15 protein-coding genes and 1 tRNA gene are annotated in these 19,844 nt (G+C 46.5%); 6 read left to right on the top strand and 10 right to left on the bottom strand.

What is annotated here, in order from left to right; all coding sequences use genetic code 11:
• Positions 1 to 594: 594 nt before the first annotated feature.
• From EL633_RS11920 to EL633_RS11905, 4 genes are all read right to left on the bottom strand, one after another.
• Positions 595 to 1,842, bottom strand: coding sequence for a hypothetical protein (locus EL633_RS11920; protein WP_126627392.1), 1,248 nt, complete (start codon positions 1,840 to 1,842; stop codon positions 595 to 597).
• 35 nt (positions 1,843 to 1,877) lie between these two features.
• A complete protein-coding gene (gene mnmE, locus EL633_RS11915) occupies positions 1,878 to 3,305 on the bottom strand; it encodes a tRNA uridine-5-carboxymethylaminomethyl(34) synthesis GTPase MnmE (protein ID WP_126627391.1) in 1,428 nt (475 codons plus the stop codon).
• A gap of 84 nt (positions 3,306 to 3,389) precedes the next feature.
• Positions 3,390 to 4,256 carry a formate dehydrogenase accessory sulfurtransferase FdhD gene (gene fdhD, locus EL633_RS11910; RefSeq protein WP_218027469.1) on the bottom strand — a complete coding sequence of 289 codons (867 nt, stop codon included), beginning with the start codon at positions 4,254 to 4,256 and terminating at the stop codon, positions 3,390 to 3,392.
• Positions 4,253 to 4,522 carry a hypothetical protein gene (locus EL633_RS11905; protein ID WP_126627390.1) on the bottom strand — a complete coding sequence of 90 codons (270 nt, stop codon included), beginning with the start codon at positions 4,520 to 4,522 and terminating at the stop codon, positions 4,253 to 4,255. The genes fdhD and EL633_RS11905 overlap by 4 nt, the downstream gene beginning before the upstream one ends.
• A 392-nt stretch (positions 4,523 to 4,914) precedes the next feature.
• On the opposite strand from EL633_RS11905, the gene EL633_RS11900 reads away from it, so the two are divergent.
• A complete protein-coding gene (locus EL633_RS11900) occupies positions 4,915 to 5,379 on the top strand; it encodes a Fur family transcriptional regulator (protein ID WP_161982095.1) in 465 nt (154 codons plus the stop codon).
• Positions 5,380 to 5,429: 50 nt separating this feature from the next.
• Here EL633_RS11900 and EL633_RS11895 read toward each other — a convergent pair whose 3' ends face one another.
• Positions 5,430 to 7,067 carry a penicillin-binding transpeptidase domain-containing protein gene (locus EL633_RS11895; protein ID WP_126627388.1) on the bottom strand — a complete coding sequence of 546 codons (1,638 nt, stop codon included), beginning with the start codon at positions 7,065 to 7,067 and terminating at the stop codon, positions 5,430 to 5,432.
• A gap of 108 nt (positions 7,068 to 7,175) precedes the next feature.
• The gene (gene aroC / locus EL633_RS11890) at positions 7,176 to 8,336 is read right to left on the bottom strand and encodes a chorismate synthase (RefSeq protein WP_126627387.1); all 1,161 of its coding nucleotides are present in this window, start codon (positions 8,334 to 8,336) and stop codon (positions 7,176 to 7,178) included.
• Between the two features lie 1,091 nt (positions 8,337 to 9,427).
• On the opposite strand from aroC, the gene EL633_RS11885 reads away from it, so the two are divergent.
• Entirely contained in the window at positions 9,428 to 10,777 is a 1,350-nt protein-coding gene (locus EL633_RS11885) for a helix-turn-helix domain-containing protein (RefSeq protein ID WP_126627386.1), read from the top strand.
• 173 nt (positions 10,778 to 10,950) lie between these two features.
• Complete coding sequence (gene moaC, locus EL633_RS11880) at positions 10,951 to 11,466, top strand: cyclic pyranopterin monophosphate synthase MoaC (protein ID WP_126627385.1); 516 nt, start codon at positions 10,951 to 10,953, stop codon at positions 11,464 to 11,466.
• Here the strand turns inward: moaC and EL633_RS11875 are convergent.
• The 3 genes from EL633_RS11875 to EL633_RS11865 form a co-directional block, all read right to left on the bottom strand.
• Positions 11,463 to 12,503, bottom strand: a complete 1,041-nt coding sequence (locus tag EL633_RS11875; protein ID WP_126627384.1) for a hypothetical protein — start codon at positions 12,501 to 12,503, stop codon at positions 11,463 to 11,465. The genes moaC and EL633_RS11875 overlap by 4 nt on opposite strands.
• Positions 12,504 to 12,538: 35 nt before the next feature.
• Positions 12,539 to 13,441 (bottom strand): hypothetical protein, encoded by a 903-nt coding sequence (locus tag EL633_RS11870; RefSeq protein ID WP_126627383.1) that lies wholly within the window; start codon positions 13,439 to 13,441, stop codon positions 12,539 to 12,541.
• Between the two features lie 261 nt (positions 13,442 to 13,702).
• Positions 13,703 to 15,085 carry a helix-turn-helix domain-containing protein gene (locus EL633_RS11865; RefSeq protein WP_126627382.1) on the bottom strand — a complete coding sequence of 461 codons (1,383 nt, stop codon included), beginning with the start codon at positions 15,083 to 15,085 and terminating at the stop codon, positions 13,703 to 13,705.
• A 698-nt stretch (positions 15,086 to 15,783) separates the two neighbouring features.
• On the opposite strand from EL633_RS11865, the gene EL633_RS11860 reads away from it, so the two are divergent.
• On the top strand, positions 15,784 to 17,343 hold the full coding sequence (locus tag EL633_RS11860; RefSeq protein ID WP_161982094.1) for an AMP-dependent synthetase/ligase: 1,560 nt from the start codon (positions 15,784 to 15,786) through the stop codon (positions 17,341 to 17,343).
• A 45-nt stretch (positions 17,344 to 17,388) separates the two neighbouring features.
• Positions 17,389 to 18,117, top strand: coding sequence for a 16S rRNA (cytidine(1402)-2'-O)-methyltransferase (gene rsmI, locus EL633_RS11855; protein WP_126627380.1), 729 nt, complete (start codon positions 17,389 to 17,391; stop codon positions 18,115 to 18,117).
• Positions 18,118 to 18,181: 64 nt separating this feature from the next.
• Here the strand turns inward: rsmI and mdh are convergent, their stop codons facing one another.
• On the bottom strand, positions 18,182 to 19,108 hold the full coding sequence (mdh, locus tag EL633_RS11850) for a malate dehydrogenase (RefSeq protein WP_126627379.1): 927 nt from the start codon (positions 19,106 to 19,108) through the stop codon (positions 18,182 to 18,184).
• 404 nt (positions 19,109 to 19,512) lie between these two features.
• Between mdh and EL633_RS11845 the strand changes: the two genes are divergently transcribed.
• Positions 19,513 to 19,586: transfer RNA gene (locus tag EL633_RS11845), tRNA-Gln, on the top strand.
• Positions 19,587 to 19,844: the final 258 nt, after the last annotated feature.

The raw sequence follows: 19,844 nt of genomic DNA, 5'->3' as shown, positions 1-19,844 counted from the left end.
GTTGCTGTTCTGCTTTCCACTCTTCAGTTGTCAAGGTACTTCGCGATCTTTTTTTAAGTTCGCTTCAGCTTCAGCAGTATCGCATATCTGTAGTTCTTTGTCAAGTACTTTCTTAACGAGATTTCCTTGCCTCATTTTTTCTCTTTCCGACGCTTTGTTCAAATGCTCAACAAAAAAAGACTTGTAGACTTTACATTGAACATTTTCACTGCGGGGAATTTGAATCCCTGAGGGTATCTTTTTGTAGAGATACTAACTTCAAAATGCTTTCTGCGGCAGCCAAAATAATATAACATTTAAAATCAGCTTTGTCAAGGCTTTTTGCTGGATCTTTTTTTTGATCTGGCAAATTTTACAGCCTCTTAAAGTGTAAGGAGGCTGTTTTTGGGTTTGGCTGTGTGACGTGGGTTATTATGCCATGCGGCATTAGCGCTGTCAATGTTTTCTATAGAATAGTATAAAAAGCCCCTCCCGCCTGACGGCGGGAGGGGAAAAGGAGATATTCGGGGACACCCCGAACCCCGGCGAGGCAGGCCTCGCCGGGGTTCGGGGCGTCCCAGCATGATGGTTGCATATCCCTGCACATGGAGTTAGTTAACTGCTCAGTATGTTGATGTAGTTATCGGGTAATGCACAGCCACTATAGAGTCTGGATAATAGTTGTAGTTGATCGGAAACGTTCACGGTCTTATTGCCACAGGTGAGATTGAGTGTACGTGCCTGTGGAGCTAAGTCTTGACGAATAGCCTTAGGGCGGCCTTGTAGATCCAGAATACCAATTGGCCAGACAAGACCCTGGTCCTTAAAGTCTCTTCCGCTAAAGTAAAAGAAGGGTACTTTATATTGCCTTGCAACATTAACATCAGAAATTAAGGTCAATATATGCGATACGGCCAACTCATATGCACTATCAGTATTAATACCACAGCCTTTAAAACAACCTGTGCCTTCAATTACCCATAGGTGATTACCCAATTGCCCTTTATCGAGCTGAAATTGTTGGGACCAGAAATCAAAAAGGCCATTCAGATTATCTGCCCCTGCCCAACCATTATGCCAGCTATCAATCAGGCCAATGATCTGGTTACGCCAGTTCCAGTTTCCCCCTGGATGCACGCTGCTATTCATTGCCGCCTGCATCTGGTCTAAATAGCTGGCTTGATTCACGAGGAGTTGATAATCAGCACCCGCAACATGGGGATCCAGCGAACCGAGAATAACAGGTGTTGATGGCCGGACTTTATGAATTGCACGCTCACAGAGATCATAGAATTTAGCAAATTTATCCGGGGGCACATATAAAAATGAGACTGATGCGTCTTGCTTCATCTGCTCATTACCACACTGCACAGCGTCTGGATAAGCGCTGGCCGCATCGTCAAATTTTGCCGTATCATATAAGCTGGCGCTATTGGATTGGCAAATAGAGAAGAGTATGCGCACACCTTTATGGTGATAATCCTGGATGGTTTTCTTCAATACATTACCACGCAGGTTGCCCCAACCACAGCTTGGATGACTCAAGCGTATCCAAGGAATACTGGCATAGTTGGTTCCTGGCTCACCAGCGATGCCAAGGATTTTGGATCTATCCTGGCCTGGTAGAATAAGTGGCGTTGGCGTTGGCTTGACGTTTACCTTGGTCGGCGTTGCCAGGGTTGGTGTAGGGGTAGGAACAACTTTAGCTGTTGGCGTTACCTCGGCTCTTAATTGTTGCTCGGGTGAGGCACTCACCAGATGGTAAGACAGTGTCGCCAGGACTACACAGATCACGGCAGCTATAGTTATAGTTGCGTTGCGGGGCTGTTTTAAGGTGGCTAAGATATTCTTAAGAATATTCACGTCTACATTTACCTCTATTTTTCTCCAAGACAGGCTTATTTGCCGATACAGAACTCGCTGAAGATTTTGTCTAGCAAGTCTTCGCTGGCCGTTTCGCCGGTAACTTCACCTAATGAGTCATAGGCGGCCCGTAGATCAATGGAAACAAAATCCAGTGGTAGCTGCTGTTCCAGTGAGCTATATGAAGCCTCAAGATGCTCATTGGCTCGCCTCAAAGCTTCCTGATGGCGTGTACTGGTGATGAGCACACTTTCGCTATACAGTTTTCGGCCTGCCAGTACATGCTCGGCCAGTATATTCTCCAGGTGCTGAAGTCCTGCATCAGAAAGGGTAGAGGTGTTAATAAATACTCCCTCTGGCCAGAGCTGTTTTAGTTCAGCGATTTCAAGCTTTTGCTCTAGATCTGACTTATTCAGGACTATCACAACTGGACGTTTGCGGGCGGTTGCTTCTTCATCAGGAGTCTGGACTTTAAACCCCATGGCCTGAACTTCTGCCGATACCAGCCGATCCTGTTCTGTTAATGGTTCAGAAGCGTCAAAGACCAATAGTACAACATCTGCACTTTCGGCCGCTGTCCTGCTTCTCTGGACGCCAATGCGCTCAACAGGATCGTCTGTTGGCGTTATGCCTGCGGTATCAATCAGGTGGAGCGGAATGCCGCGCAAATTTGCAACTTCTTCGACAGTATCGCGGGTGGTGCCTGCAATCGGCGTAACAATAGCGCGCTCAGTGCGTAAAAAAGCATTTAAGAGACTGGACTTTCCAACGTTTGGACGACCAATGATGGCGGTACGCAATCCCTGGCGATAGAGCTTTCCCTGATCCGCGCCGGATAACAAGAGCAAAACTTGCTTCTGCGCATCTGCGATTAATGGACTGAGCTCTTGAGCCTGTGGCGTTGGAATATCGTCTTCAGGAAAATCAATGCTCGCTTCAATACGGGCAATCACACCAAGTATTGTATGGCGCGCCTGCTGTACCTGCTCTGACACACGCCCTTGCAATTGTTGCAGGGCTAAACGCTGTCCAGCTTCAGTTTCAGATTCAATCAGGTCCATGACCGCTTCAGCCTGAGCAAGATCCAGGCGTCCATTCAAAAAGGCGCGCATGGTGAACTCACCGGGATTAGCCATTCGTGCACCCTGCGCCAGGACTGCGCGCAGAATGCGTCGTAAGATCAGTGGGCCACCATGTCCTTGAATTTCAACGACGTGTTCACGGGTATAGGTGTGTGGAGCATGCATAAATGCCACCAGGACTTCATCCAATACTTCCTGGCTTTGTGGATCTATGATATGCCCAAATGTTAATTTATGTGAGGGCGGAAGGGCGGTTGCGCCACCGGGGCGCTTAAAGAGCGGTAATACGGTCTCAAACGCATCACTTCCACTCACTCGTATGACACCAACTCCACCTACACCGGGAGGAGTGGCGATAGCAGCAATTGTATCGTTATGCATAGGCCGAATTATATCTTATATCCTGGGGTACTCACAAGAGCATGCGGAGTCTTGCTCATCAGCACGCTGGCTTATTTTAAAATGCTACCGTGCGACAATGCGCTCAGGATGTGTATAGACATTCATGGAACGATTACGCAAAAATCCTATCAGGGTAATGCCTCCTTTTTCTGCCAGTTCAACGGCCATGCTTGACGGCGCAGAAATCGCAGCCACACAAGGAATACGCGCCAGTAAGGCTTTTTGAATGATCTCAAAGGATGTTCGACCACTTACCATAAGTATGTGTTCGTTATAGGGGAATAATGTATTTGATAAACCATAGCCAATTACCTTGTCTACAGCATTATGACGACCAATATCTTCACGTAATGTCAGCAGTTCTCCTTGAGAGGTAAAAAGACCGGCCGCATGCAATCCACCAGTATGGTGAAAAACCGCTTGCTGGGCATTGAGTTGATCGGCCAAACCATAACAGGTTTCAGCTGAGATTTGTAGCTGGTCGGGCTCTAAAGCAGGAACGGTGAGCATAAGGTCTGCGATGCTATTCTTGCCACATAAGCCACAACTTGCGGATACCGCAAAGTGACGTTCAAAGGTCGCTGGATGAGCCTGCATAGCGGCTTGCTGCGTGGCATGTCGCAAGGTAACATTTACGACATTGGCCAGTGGCAACCCATCTTCATCCTGATCATTCTGGACCGAAAGGATGTCCTCGGCACTTTGAATAATGCCCTCCGTCAATAGAAAGCCTAGTGCCAGTTCTATATCATGTCCAGGTGTGCGCATAATCACAGCCAGACTTTGATGTCCAAGGCGCACCTCGAATGGTTCTTCGACTGTCAAATGCTCATCACAGGATGCCGCGTCTTCATCTTGCCAGCGCACCACATCCATCTCCATTACACGTTGTGGATCTAATGCGGAACGCCAGGAATCAGAAAGTGTCATAAATGCCTGCTTCTTCGTCTTTCATCAATAACTGGATGGGGGGTTGTGACTGGTGCTGGTCTGGCAAAGGAGGGACTTTGCCGCTTGAAGTAATACTTACAAGCACCCGGACGTACTGGATCAGGCGGCTCAATTGCCACCAATCCCCAGCCTTCACTTTCCAACCAGCGCCATGCCTCATACTCTTCATCAAAATCACGGATCACGTTGCCGACAACGGAGAAAACCATTGTGCCCAGCAGATACCGATGTTCCCAGTGTACCATATCTTTACCTTCTATAAATTTGCAGAGTATTTTTATAAGAAATAAACGCCAGGCCAGTCTTTTCTTGCACTTGAAAAGCTATCATTTTCTAACTATCCAGCTTTATAAGTAACGCCATGTGCAAGTTTTCCACATATTCTTCAACCTTGTTCACATATTCACCCTTGTTCACATATTCACCCTTATTGAGGAGGAACATGGTGAGGCGGTCGCGACCGCCTCACCATGTTCCTCCTCAATAACAAGCGAGCGATGTAAGCGCGAGGTGTGAGGGATAAAATTTGCACATGGCGTTAAATCAGCATCGAGAAGGTACGTTGACGGCCACCATTGTGCATGCTAGGATACGTGTACTACACTATATTTAGTACATAGCACCGATGGGAAACTGTATGCAACCTTTTATTCAAGCCAGCAATGCCATATTGCGCCAACATGGATATCGCTTAACACCACAGCGCCATATGATTTTATGTGTCATACAGGAAGCCGGAGGTCATTTAAGTATCGACCAGATTTTGGAGAGGGTCCAACAACAAAATCCATATGTGAGTCTTTCCACTATCTATCGCACAATCGATCTACTCAAAAGTGTTGATCTGATCCATGAGAGCCATCTACCCGGTGAGCAACCTATGTACGAGACGATTGAAGGTCATGCTCATCACCATCTGATTTGCCGCCGCTGCCGCGCTACCATTCATCTGGATCAGGAATTGCTTGGCAACTTAAATGAACAGTTACAAAAGCAATATCAGTTTCATGGCATCTCTCTTGGTCTGGTCGCTGCCGGTTACTGCAATAATTGCTGGACTATTCTGCAACAAGAGCAGAACTCAAATCTCGAACAAGAGTAGCCTGTATACATAATCACCATCTATATCCCTTTTACACGTCCGAAATTCTATCAGGTGCGTAGCTGCCATAAGCCTTGACTGGGACAATATATGTAAGGATTATTCCTGGGCGGTAGGGCTGCTTTGATATAGCCCTGACGAAAAATTTCGCGATACATTTGCCAGATCGCAGGACCAACAGCATAGGCTCCTTCCCCTGCGTTCTCGCGCATAGCCACAATACTCAAAGCGGGCATCTGCTCCGGATCATCCGACCAGAAAGGAGCCTGAGTTATCATCCAACTGTGCGCAGCTCTTCCTCCTCCTACCTCGGCCGTTCCGGTTTTGCCAATGATCGCGTCTGAAGAACTAAAGAGCGAATTAATACGCCAGCCACTACCGCAGGTTGTTACCCCATTCATCGCCTGACGAATCTGGTAAGCAGTCTCTTTACTTACCACCGTATTCAAACTTTGCGGATTAAAGATTTTTACTGGATTCCCGTTTTTATCCATAATTTTCGCGATGACCATTGGGCGCATCAAAATACCATTATTAGCAACGGTATTGTTTACCAGCGACATCTGCAGAGGGGTTACATTATCTACACCTTGTCCAAACGCATTACTGGCCAATTGTAAGATTGATAATGGTTTTTTATCGGCATTTTGCACACTACTATGTGTAACTGGCAGATCGAAGGCAAGTTCCTGATCAATATAGAGCCGTCGCGTATACTCCAGCCAGGTTTCCCTTCCAGTACGCACCCCTAATTGTGCAAAAACAATATTATCCGAGTTTGAATAGGCATATGCCGTTGTGATGGGAAAATGAAAAGTATAAAGTCCATAGCCTAGATTATCTCCCAGAATACGCCTGCCCTCATAAGAGAGAGGGCCCATGGCCTCGCGTTGCGACCAGGGATGGTCCAATGAGGTTATCCCACTATCTAGAGCCGCCATCAAAGTTACCGTCTTAAAAGTGGAACCGGGAGCATAGCGCGCTTTGAGTGGGCGCATCAAGAACGGCTGATCCGGATCTCGATTGATTTTATTAAAATAGGAAAGGTCGCTACGGGAGAGGGTTTGGACCATTAGATTAGGATCATAACCTGGCGCACTAACGATAGCTAGAATCTCTCCACTATGAGGATTAGATACAATGGCTGCACCACGTCTGGAGGGATAAACCATATTTTTGAAGTGGGGATCTCGATAGAATGGGTCGGTTGCGGGCTGATAATGGGTAAAGATGCGGTTGATGCTGCGTTGGATGCGTACATCAATGGTGAGATAAATATCATTCCCAATAAAATGGCGATGCAACGTCTGATTGATTAACTCATCAAGGGGCAAATGATCTTCTTCACCGTTTAAAATTTTGCTGTATTGCTTCTCGATACCATCGATCAAACCATACTCAGGCACATAATAGCCAATCAAGCCAGCCAGGGATGGTTCACTATAATGACGTACATAACCACATAGTGCATTTTTGTCGGGTAGCGATTCAGCCAGCACAATGCCATTACGATCCAGAATTTTACCGCGTACCGGTGCATTCTGCAGCATGCAATGACGCCTGTTATGGACATTAGCGGTCACAGATGGCGCGACGATAACCTGCCAGTAAACTAACCCTCCACTCAACATCAGAAAGAGCAAGACAAACATATAAGCCAGCCTGCGAATACTCACAGTAATGAGCATAGCACCCCTCCCCCTATCTACATCATCAAATTTCCGAGAACATTGTTAGTGCTTACACATTATACGCCCGAAGAGCGTATAATGTGTAAGCACTAACAATGGAGCTTATTATTGCAAATAACCACGATAATTACGTAGCGTCTCCTCAATGCTATCGCCACCAAATTTTTCGAGTACGGCCTCTGTCAGCACAATAGCCATCATCGCCTCTCCCACGACACCTGCCGCTGGTACGACACAGACATCGCTACGCTCATAACGGCTTTGATCAATATTCTCGCCCGTCGCCAGATCTACCGAAGGCAAAGGATGCGCCAGCGTAGGAATAGGCTTTACACCAACACGAACCACAATCGGCTCCCCATTCGAAATGCCACCCTCGATCCCACCAGCATTATTCGTGAGGTGTGACCAGTTACCATTTTCCCCATGACGAAGGACATCGTGAACATGTGAACCAGTCGTGCGCGTTGTTTCAAAACCAGCGCCAATCTCCATGGCCTTTACCGAAGGAATGCTCATCATAGCCATGCCAACACGGGTACTTAGCCGACGATCCCACTGACTAAACGTTCCAAGTCCAATGGGTACGCCAAAAGCTACCACCTCAAATACACCGCCACAGGTATCACCATCTCGCTTGGCCTCAAGGATGCGTGCAATCATTTTTTCGGTCAGGGTAGCATCAGCAGTACGCATGGGAGATTCCTCGACGGCACTCCACATCTCGTCTGGATAGGCCTCCCTGGTCATGGCACGAGGAGTCTCATAACCTACACCAGCGACAGAAAGAACATGGCTGTGAACTTCAATACCAAATTGGGCGAGAAATTGACGGCACAACCCACCTACAGCCACACGCGAAGCCGTTTCGCGTGAACTGGAGCGCTCAATCACATTTCTTACATCATCATGACCATATTTGATCGATCCAGTAAAGTCCGCATGCCCTGGACGTACCCGTGTCACCGGCTCCATCTCTGCCTCTACCGGCTCCGCATTCATACGTTCTTCCCAATTCACCCAATCAAGGTTTTCTACCTGCAATGTAATAGGTGAACCTAACGTCTTACCATGACGTACACCTGAAAGGAAGCGTACTGCATCCTTTTCAATCTTCATACGTCCGCCACGTCCATAACCACCTTGCCTTCTACGCAAGTCAGCATCCACAACCTCTTTCTCCACCGTCAATCCAGCCGGCAAACCTTCCACAATCATCGTCAAGCAGGGTCCATGCGACTCTCCCGCCGTCAAGAAACGAAACATAGCGCGCACTCCTCAAAATACCAGATTTTACACATCCTATAAAACAACATCCAATTGATGGAAAAGGCAACCAGCCCTTTGACTGGAGGATCGAGAGTTGTGCCCCCGATATCTCCCCTATACCAGGTCACTAGTCTCTCAGATATCATTTGATGGAATAGCGGGGATGCAAGGGGCGGCCAGCCCCTTGACTGGGGGCGCGGGGGCTGTGCCCCCGGCTCCCCCCTCCCTCCTCGACCGCGTAGCGGGCGAGCAACCCATCAAGCGAAGTTTGACAAAGTAATAGTACTTTTATACACCCCAGACAGAGCCATTTTTCAGCCAGCCAACTTTACCATAAGCGCCACACTCATACACCTATTTTATAGCTGATTATACAATTAACAGGCAATATCCCAGCCATATGCCAGACAACATTTATTTATCCCAAATTGCTAACATGTTAACAATTTTCTCTCACATAAAGCTAACAATATTGTTAAAAAACATGACATTTCTGTCAACAAAGATGACATTCACATTCCCATCTACACTAAAATTGTTCCGATAAAACCAGCAATTTCAGTCCTTCACTCTATATATAACATGTGCCTGGTCGCTACCTTCTATTACCTACATTCTGGCGCGTTAGCGAATAAATGTAGAAAAATCAAGCTCAACATACGTATAACTTGTGTAAAATAGCAGTTTATTTTAATCGAAAGCATCTACACTATTTCTTATGCTATTTTTACTACAAGGTTGCTATGTGAGCAACCATTGGACTTTTTCTGAGCATCAATTGTAGCAAAAGCAAGCAGTAAAAGTGTAGCTACAAAGAACTGCTAGCATGATAGCTTGAATATGTAGTACTATCATTTTAAGGATTTCATCATTCTCAAGGTCGAAGCATGCACTGATTAAATCTTCATTAAAGGCGTAACTTAATAAATTTACGTGTAACACAAGCTAGCATTTAACAGTATGTTTTGAATGCAGATTGCACTAACATATTGACATTATACATAAGTGTATTTTACAATACATTTGACCAGGATTTTGTGTATTTATTGACTCTCTAATAAAAAAAACTTTGCATTTAGGAGGTCAACATGTCCCCTGAGCAACCATCAAGTAAGATTGGCAAATCAGTAGGGGAAAAATTACGGGCGGCAAGAATAACCCAACATTACACTCAGAGCCAGCTTGCAGCTCCTGATTTCTCAGTTAGTTACATCTCAGCCATAGAACGGGGTCAGATTCACCCCTCACTTCGCGCTTTAGAAATTCTTGCTGCGCGCCTAGGTCTGAGCTCGACTCAACTCCTTCCAAATAAATCTCAGCAAGAAGAACGAACCAGCGCGGCTACAGCTTTAAGTGAACGGGAGGAAGATGAGGTCGAGTTAAGCTTACTCGATGCCCACATTCTAATTATACAAGAAGACGTTACATCTGCAGTCACACTACTCGAACATATCTCAACCCGGCGCTTGAAACGCTCTCATCAATTACAGCAACGCTTTCTAGTGGGTTGGGCTTATTACAAGGCAGCAAAATATCAAGAGAGTGAATATGTACTCTCTGAAGCGATTCAAATTGCGAAGGAGTTGAATGCTCAATATCTACATTTGCGCATTCTTCATCAGTTAGCATTGACTTATGCTGCCATGCGTAACTACGCTCAGGCTTTGTTGGCTCATCAACGCTGCCTGAATCAGTTGGAAGAGAGTGGACTTCAGGATCCTTTCTTTGTGGCGCAAATTTATATTCAGATGGGACAACACTATACGCGCCTCGGAGACTTTGAGGATGCGCTCGAAGTGTTTCATAAAGCTCTCACTATTACTGAAGAATTTACTACCTCAAAAAGTATTCAAGCTACTTACACCAATCTTTGTCAGTATTATGCTTCATTAAAAGATACTGAATTAGCGACGTTGTATGCTTATAAAAGTACTCAGTTGCGTAACCTTGATATGATGAAGCACTTACGCAGTAAGCTTTATCATTACCTGGGTCACGCTATTATACAAAATGATAGTACACGATTACAGGCTTATCTGGATCAAGCATGGGACACGCCGGGAGTTAAGCAGGATATGTTGACGCAAGCGAGCTTGCTATCTCACCGGGCGGCATGGCATTTCATGCAAGATGATCTGGCGACGGCCAAGAAACTGGCTCTGGAAGCTCTTGAACGTGCACAGCCTTTCGCTGATACGCTTATTATGGCTGATACATTGATTGTTCTCGGTCGAATTGGCTATGCCAGCAATAAGTATGATGAGGGCGGCAAACATTTTGTGTCCGGATTGGATATGCTGGAGCGACTTGAGAGCCATGAAGAGTTGGCTAATGAATCAGTACTCTATGCACAATTATTGGAGGAGATCGGTCAGGAACGTGAGGCGTTTACTCATATCAGGCGTGCTTATCAAAGTCGTCTGAAAATGGGCAAGTAGGCAATGTAGCCTGTTAGCAACCTGGTAGATAGCGGAGTGTGGTGTACTTTGATTCTGATGCCTACCCGGTTGCCGATATTCAGCTCAAGAGATTCCACAGCGATCCAATCAGGCATTTGGGCTCACCCGATTGAACGGCATGCTATACTGTGCTCGGAAAGGGGACACAGTTTATGTCAATACAATCTGATGATCAACCTGAAAAATCTACCCACTTAACTCACCTGGATGACCATGGCAATATTCACATGGTAGATGTAACCGACCGTCCGGAGACGGTTCGTGAGGCGATTGCCCATGGACGCGTTCGCATGCAAGCAGCTACACTAAAATTAATTGAAAATAATCAAATTGCGAAGGGAAGTGTGTTGGAGGTGGCTAAAATTGCTGGTATTATGGCTGCTAAGCAAACACCCCAGATTATTCCACTCTGCCATCCTCTGCCAATGACACATATCGATTTACAGTTTACGATTGATAGTGCGGCTGGCTTGATTTTCATTGAGGGGCGCACTCGTACCAATTATAAGACCGGAGTCGATGTTGAAGCACTAACCGCCGTGACGGTGGCGGCATTAACTATCTATGATATGTGCAAGGGTGTAGATACAACTATCACCCTTGAACAAGCATATATTGCAGAGAAAAGTGGTGGTAAGAGTGGAACGGTAAGGTTCCACCCCAACTAACTAATTTTGCGCACTTCAAGCAACATTAACATGGCTTCAAGCAGGTTCCGCTCTTCGATCTGGTTCAGACGCAGCTCTGTTTGTCCAATGGGGGTGATCAAGGTACCTTTCTCATCGACAGGTCCTTCGCTGCGAATTGCATGCGGATTGCCCCCGGTCCAACGAACTGGCTCTAGCAGAGATCCCAGGAAGATTGAGATATGTACATGTTGACCCCGTAGCGATTTGTCCAGATCCTGCAGGTGCAGGATGAGGGTATCTCCTTGCTGTACAACGCTTCCTTCAAGTCCATGCGATTGTAAGTGAATGATGCCGTTATCAGCAGGATTTATGCGCAAGTTGTTTTCAGTACGGGCGATCGTTTTACCTCGACGTACTCCGCTTGTGCTGGCCATGACTGGTGTGTAGGCGTGGGTATCGGCTTGCGGTGAAACCGGACCTCCGAACAGCGTGGCGACACGGACCAGGTCTTTCAGGGCCTGACGACGTAAACTACTCTGGGTGATATGCGCGCTGACGCGCAGGGCAAGTTGTAGTAATGCGCGGGCAGCTTCATCATTATCACTATGCGTACGATGCGCCTGGCGCAGGATGGCTTCTGCCTGGCTGATCAGCGATTGGCACAAATGGCTGAGCATACGGTGGGGAGTAGCTGAAAGAGTTCGCGTTCCCTGGCCAAGTAAAGGACGCGCACCCCGCGGCTGTACAGCAAAACGCATGGCATCATACAGATCGAGGTAAGCATAATGGCATTCCCGACAGCCGGCAAGATGGAAGAGTAAAGGAGCATAATGCACTGCCGCTTCGGCATCGTTATTAAGAAGAGCCATGATGAAATCTGGGAGCTGCTGGTAAAAAGAGATATGGTAGTCGCTGCTAAATTGTAATTCTAGTTGACCATTACTCTCGTCAACTGCTGTTGCGTCTGCATTTATCTGCGACTCGGGTGCTTGCAGAACCTGCTGCAACCATTGCCCCAGTTTGCTGTAATTCCCACGAAGCTCGGAAGCTCCCCCGAAATTTGTCTCGTCAGTCATAAGATTTTTTCTCCTTCAGAGTCGGATACCTGGCTCTACTCTTCTTTATAGAAACGTGATAGACGCTTCAATTGGGCAGAGGTCAGCTGTATTGTTTCCTCGTCATGCCAATCGAGAAGACCTTCGGTGACCAATTCGCTTAAGCCCTTACGCACATCATCCCTGTTGAGATCTTCTTGTGCGAGTGTCTGAATGTCTACCTCGTATATATTCTTTTCTGTAGAATGTTTTGTTGTATACATGGTTAAACGCAAAGCAACGGTAACGGTCAAATTTGAACTTTGCTGCTGGAGACAATGTCGTAGCTTTTTGTGGGCGTGATCTTTATGCTGACTCAGGTGAGGATTTGGGGTGGACGCAAAGGAGAAATCCAGTTCCTCTGCTAACAGATCTACCAGGTCATCGGCCCCTACTTCTTGTAATTCTTGCATCACGGCCTGGAGCTGGTTGGGGGCCGCGCTTAATACGGTAATACAATGCTTTAATATATTGCGCAACTCACGCTGGGAAGCGATATGTACCGTAATGGCTTCAGGCGTAGAGAAGGGCATTTCACCCCATAATGACTCGACCGCGTCATTGAGGGGATTTGTATCGCCCTCCTCATCGTCAGATCCTTCAAGTTCAGCGGTAGAGTTGATCTGCAATCGACGTTTGCGCAGGCGGTCGATGGCTTTGTTGCGTACACTACGACTTAGAAAGGCGTAAAATTGAGCATCCGTGAGCTGATCTAAGGCAGTCATGGGCGTGCGGTCTTCTCCACCAAGTATTCCCAGGCGCACCAGCTGCTCTACAACATGCCCAATAACAGTGTCAACTTCGAAGGCGTCATACTTTAAGGCACCTAGAAAGCGTTGCGCGTTTCGATGCAGATAGGCATAGAGTAATGGATAGCTTTGCTCAGCTTTATATCTGAGGTCATTTGCGGTAAATGGCATTGCAGAATCTTCCTCCGAAGTGCCGTTCCTATAAATTCAATGTATATATCTTCCTCTGTATATGACAGAGATGAATCGATGTATGGACCAGCAAACGCTTTAAATAAAGGTTCGGGTTCACGTTTTCTCGTACATTGTATATTGAAGATGTGCAAGACGCAATAAACGGCGCTCCTCTGAAGGGCTGCTATTATGTGTCTCCCTTCAGAGGAGCGCCGTTTATTACAGGAATAAAAGAAATTTAGCTTGCGCTCTTTTTCTCTATTCGATGTCTCCACGCTTGCCGAGACGCTGGTGCTCATAGGCCTTTTTAATCACGTTCAGGCTACGCTTAACGTCTCCTCGCTCCTCCAATAAATTGGCATAGCGGAAGTAAGCGTCAGCTGCAATCTCATGTGCGTTAGAGGCATCCAGCAACTCAAGTGCCTGGGTGAAGTATTTGTCAGCAGCATCATAGTCTTCAAGCTGATGGCGGATCTGGGCCAGCACAATCAGGGCCTGCCCCTGGGTCTGAGCATCGCTACCAGATTCTGCATACTTCAAAGCTTCCTGAGCTTCTTTTTCAGCTTCCTGGGACTTTCCACGCTTGAGCAAGAGCTCGGCCAGGCCAGTATGACAGACGGAGGCGGAGATCTCATCGTTCAGGTCGCGCTCGATAGCGATGGCCTGACGATATTCCTCTTCAGCACCATCTAAATCTTGCTGCTTCTCCAAGGCTTTACCCAGACGTTGATGGGTCATACCTACCAGACGCTGCTCGTCGCGCATCTCGTAGATTGCCAGACTCTGCATCGCATATTCACGGGCCATCGCCAGTTTACCCACTGTTTTATAGTGCTGGCTGATATCCATGTACTTCTTTGCAAAGCTTTTACTATCGCGATTCATTGCATCCAGGGTTTCAATGGCGCGATGATAATAGGTGATCGCTTTCTCCAGATCTCCTAACCGGAAATAATCATTTGCCAGGTTGCTGAAGACTTCTAAAGAAAAGATGGGATCTGTAATCTGACCGTTTTCAATTGCTACGTAACAACGTTGATGATTTTCGACGGCCAGAGTATAGTTATAGAGGAAAAAGTAGGCCTTGCCTAACAGGTTACGAGCCCGTTCGATGTACTCGCTATCGTTGAGTGCCTCGCCTTGCGCGACAGCTGTACGCAGATCTACCACTGCATCCTGATATTCGTTTTCCCCTAAATGCACCTGTCCCCGCAATAGATACAGACGATACACTTGATCTGTCGTGACACGTTCGGGTTGAATTGGCTGCAAAAGCGCCTGGGCCAGGTGATAATCACCCTGTTGTACCAGAACATTAGCTTGCAGCAGTTCAAGATCTACGCGTTGATCAGGACCTGTATCAGCAGGTGAGTAACCAACTGCGCGCGCCTCGGCAGCGCCAGAGGGGGAACCCTCAAGGAGAAAAGTTAGTGGAACATCCAGGCGGCGAGCGAGGATTGAGAGGGCTTTTAAAGAGGGACGTATTTTGCCGCGCTCTATGGCCGATATGTATGAGATGGAAAATTCTGGGGCGGCCAGTTGAGCTTGAGTCATGCCCAATTTCGTACGAACCTCGCGAATATTCGTACCGACTCTTGCGGCAACAGCCTTCCCTACGTTTGCAGTTTCAAGGGATGGCATGAACTGTTCCTTTCAATTAATAGTATGTGAAACGCTCTCGTTTTGAAGCTTCAATATTGTCAATGGAAATCAGCTACTTTCCCTGAAAATTCATATGCACACTTGCTACTTTCACACTCTTGATACCTCATGTGTAACTCTCAAAAAATAGAGAGTCTTTTAAGTATTCTGAGTGTTACAACAAGAAAAATAGCTAGATGTTATTTCATATTTCGTAGTCTATCATAGACTACGATTACAGTCAACCCATATTGTACTTTTTTCCTCGCTTTATTATATAATCTGTGACAGCAATGAAGCAGAGACTGATTAAATATCGTTTGAATATACAACTCATTTATTGCGAATCAATTTTAGTTTACTTGCATGCTTCCTACACTGAATTGGATGTTATATTGAATCATATCAATGCATGAGATCACATTTTAAAATGAAAGCAAGCAATCTATAAATGCGACAATAGGTCAGCCCATAAAAAACTATAAGAATAAAACATGCTGGTAGCAAACAAAAAAATTCTCTATCTTGTCTATCAATTCCCCGCTGGACACTGGTCAAAAGGCCTGAACTACTCTATAATGCACTATTATTAGAGCATCTGCTGGATGATGCGATTCGGCTACAACAATGCAGATGTTTGCTTACAACGATGTATTACTATTTACTGCTGCCTCCATGAAAGGATGTACAAGATCAACATGAGTACTATTCCGCTTTTATTTATGCGCTCTGCTGATCGTTTCGGCACACAGCCTGCTCTTACTGAACCTGTTGCAGATAATCAAACAGTCACCTTAACTTACCAGGAGCTACGCGAGCAGGTTCAACAGTTTGCCGGTTATCTACAACAACAGAATGTGCAGAAGGGGCAACGCATAATGATCTGGTCTCCCAGTTGCTCTAATTGGTTAGTCGCCTATTTTGGATCATTGCTAGTTGGATTGGTTGTCGTTCCACTTGATGTAAATACCAGGCAAGATTTTCTGCAGCGATTGATAGAAATTACGGAGGCAAAATTTCTTATTACGTCACATAAAAACTACACAAGTCTCCAGTCTCAGTCTCTCCCATTCATCGATATTGATGCTCTACCAATGGCCTCTTTAAATACAGCTCAACTACCAACAATTGAGGAAAATGATCTAGCTGAGCTGGTCTTTACCTCTGGTACCACAGGTCAACCTAAAGGAGTTATGCTCTCTCACCAAAACATCGTTTCGAATGCGATTGCCTCTGTTGAAGCTGTAAAAATTACGTCCAGGGATCGACTTCTTTCTATTTTGCCGCTCTCTCATATGTTCGAGATGACTATTGAGATTGCTCTTCTTTATGCAGGTGCCAGCGTGGTCTATGCTCGCTCGCTTTCTCCTGATACACTGTTCAAGTTACTTTCAACTCAAGCGATCACTTGTATGGTGCTGGTACCTCAGGCTTTGCAGCTATTTATGAATGGCGTTGAGCGTGAGGTGCGCCGTAAGAAGATTGAGAAACAGTGGGCTTTGTTGCATAAAGTAGCTGCACGACTGCCTTTCTCTTTACGCCACTATCTCTTTTCTACTGTCCATAAACGCTTTGGTGGCCATTTCAGTTTCTTTGTGAGTGGCGGGGCGTATCTACCTCCTTCTTTAGGAGAGGCATGGGAGCGCATGGGATTTCGTATCCTTCAAGGTTATGGGACCACTGAGTGCTCGCCGGTTATTTCTGTGACTCCTCGCCATGATCATAATATCGCGTCTGTAGGACAGGCTTTGCCGGGGGTGGAGGTGCGCATAGGAGATGATAATGAGGTTGAGGTGCGTGGCCCGAATGTGGCGCTTGGCTATTGGAATAATCCTGAGGCAACGGCGGCCGCGTTCCGCAATGGTTGGTATGTGACGGGTGATCTGGGCTATCTTGACAAGCAGCATAATCTGTACCTGAAAGGTCGCAAGAAGAATTTGATTGTGCTTGCGAATGGTATGAATGTCTATCCTGAGGATATTGAGAACGTTTTACAGCAGCAGTCGCAGGTCAAGGATGCGGTGGTTCTGGGTCTCAGCGATAAGGATCAAGGGGCGGTGGTGCATGCTGTACTCTCACTTGAGAATGCCAATCAGGCAAAGGCAGCTGTTCAGGCTGCCAATAGAATTCTGGCATCCCATCAGCAGATTAAGGGCTTTACGGTCTGGCCCGATGAAGATTTTCCTCGGACACATACACTAAAGGTGAAGCGCCAGGATGTACAAAAAACATTGTTAGAGTTGCAGGCCAGCAACTAAAAACATACTCACAATCTAAAGGATAGGGAGAAGAGAAAAACATATATGCTCTATTTGGTCGCTACCCCTATTGGGAATCTTAAAGATATTACGCTGCGAGCACTGGAGATTCTACGCTCAGTTGATATTGTGGCCAGTGAGGATACCCGTAAGACGGGTATGTTGCTGAAGCATTTTGATATTCAGAAGCCACAGATGGCATTTCATGAGCATAATGAGCAGCGGGCAGGACAACGTATTGAGGATCTACTGAAACAGGGACAATCGGTAGCGGTGGTGACGGATGCTGGTACTCCTGGTATTTCAGATCCAGGCTTTACTCTGGTTCGTCGGGCGATTCAGGCTGAGGTAGATTTCACCATGATTCCTGGTCCCACGGCTTTCGTGATGGCGCTTGTGCTTTCAGGTCTCCCTGTCCATAGTTTTACTTTTCGGGGCTTTCCTCCTCGTAAAGCGGTTGGTCGCCGCAAGTTTTTTGAGGTAGATCGCGAAGCACCTCACACCCTGATCTATTATGAGAGTCCTTATCGCCTGGATGGCTTTCTAAAGGATGCGCTGGAGGTGTTTGGAGATCGTCCTGCGGCCCTGGCTAATGATCTCACTAAAATGTTTGAAAAGGTTGAACGAGGTACGCTGTCAACGTTACTGGCTTCTCTTCCTCAACAAACAAAATTGAAGGGTGAGTATATTGTGGTCATTGAAGGTGCGGGCAAAGATGCTAAAGGCAAACCTGAGCCCGAACCTGAAGATGAAGATGAAGAGGAGGAAGTATAAAGGCCTGAATATGTCAGTTCTTTATACTTCCTCTCTCCAACTGGCAAATGGGAACTGGTAGTTGTTAGATTCCCAGTACTGCTATCAGTTCTTTAACTGCGTCTGCCGATTTGTGGAGCTGGGTCTGTTCCTGTTCTTGCAGTTCAACTTCAAGCACTTGCTCCAGACCTTTTGCACCTAGCTTGGCTGGTACTCCAACGAAGAGGTCGCGAATACCATACTCTCCTTGCAGGTAGATGGCGCACGGCATAATCATCTTCTTGTCGAGAATGATTGAATCGATCATCTGCAAAGCCGATGCCGATGGAGCGAAATAGGCGCTACCATTGCCCAGCAGTTTCACAATCTCGGCCCCACCATCTCGCGTGCGCTGCACAATCTGCTCAATGCGCTCAGCGGGCAGAAGTTCAGTGATCGGCACACCCGCGACAGTACACAGCCGAGAGAGCGGTACCATGGTATCGCCATGACCACCCAATACATAAGCCTGCACGTCTTTTACCGAGACATTGAGCTCCTGCGCAATAAAGGTGCGGAAACGCGATGTATCCAGCACACCAGCCATACCTAACACCCGCTCACGAGGGAAACCACTCACCTTTAAAGCAACCTGCGCCATCGCATCCAATGGATTGGTAACGACGATCAAAATTGTATTTGGTGAGTATTTCACCACTTGTTCGGTTACCTGTCCCACAATCTCTTGATTCTTCTTCAAAAGATCGTCACGACTCATGCCCGGCTTACGAGGGAATCCTGAGGTAATCACCACAATATCTGAATCCGCCGTATCCGCATAATCGTTGGTTCCAGTAATCAACGTATCATAACCAAGCACAGGACCGGCCTGGAGCATATCGAGAGCCTTACCCTGGGGCATATTGGGAACAATGTCAAACATTACGACATCTGCATAATCTCGTTCTGCAATACGCTGAACCAGCGTGCTCCCAACAAAACCGGCTCCAACTACGGTGATCTTACTCCGCATTGACGTATCCTTTCATCTATTCACATCACATATGTCCACAATCAATATATGATTGCTCAGAAATATATAGACGCCATATCTATCAGCGTTCACCGCTATTGTATGCCCAAAAAGGCCCCAATGGCAATTATTTTTATGCCATGCCATACATATCTTCTCCCTAACCCTCTAAATAGCTCTCTCATCAACCTTCTAGATAGATGGATCATGGTGGGGCGGCTGCAGCCGCCCCACCATGATCCATCTATCTAGAAGCGAGCCCGCAGGCGCGAGCCCTCTCATCAAAGACAATAGATGAATTTTTTTAATCTTTTCACAAAACCCAAAAAAGCTCTTGACATACATCAATGGATGGAGTATTATACCTATGCGATCGAGAGAGAGCAAGAAAACAAAAAAAATATTGGGGTATCGTTCAACGGTAGGACAGCTGATTCTGGATCAGTCAATTGGGGTTCGAATCCCTGTACCCCAGCCAAGAGAGGTAGATAACTACCTCTCTTTTTTTGTACATACTTTCACCCCTTAAAACTCTTCAATTTGTACATACTTTGCACAATCTTTTTAATATCTTTGCCATGCCACTCTACCTCGACTATTACCATTTTTTTCTTTTTACCTCGACCACAAAAAATATGTGACCCGTTCCTCTATCTTCTCCCGACTATCACTTATCCCGAGGGGCTGGCATTGTTCTTCTCCTGCGTTCGTTTGGCGCTTGTCACAAACCATACAG

Origin of the sequence: Dictyobacter alpinus (genome assembly GCF_003967575.1) — a bacterium.
Lineage (GTDB): Bacteria > Chloroflexota > Ktedonobacteria > Ktedonobacterales > Ktedonobacteraceae > Dictyobacter > Dictyobacter alpinus.
Note: the sequence above shows the minus strand (reverse complement) of the source record. Positions and strands in the feature narration are given on the sequence as shown.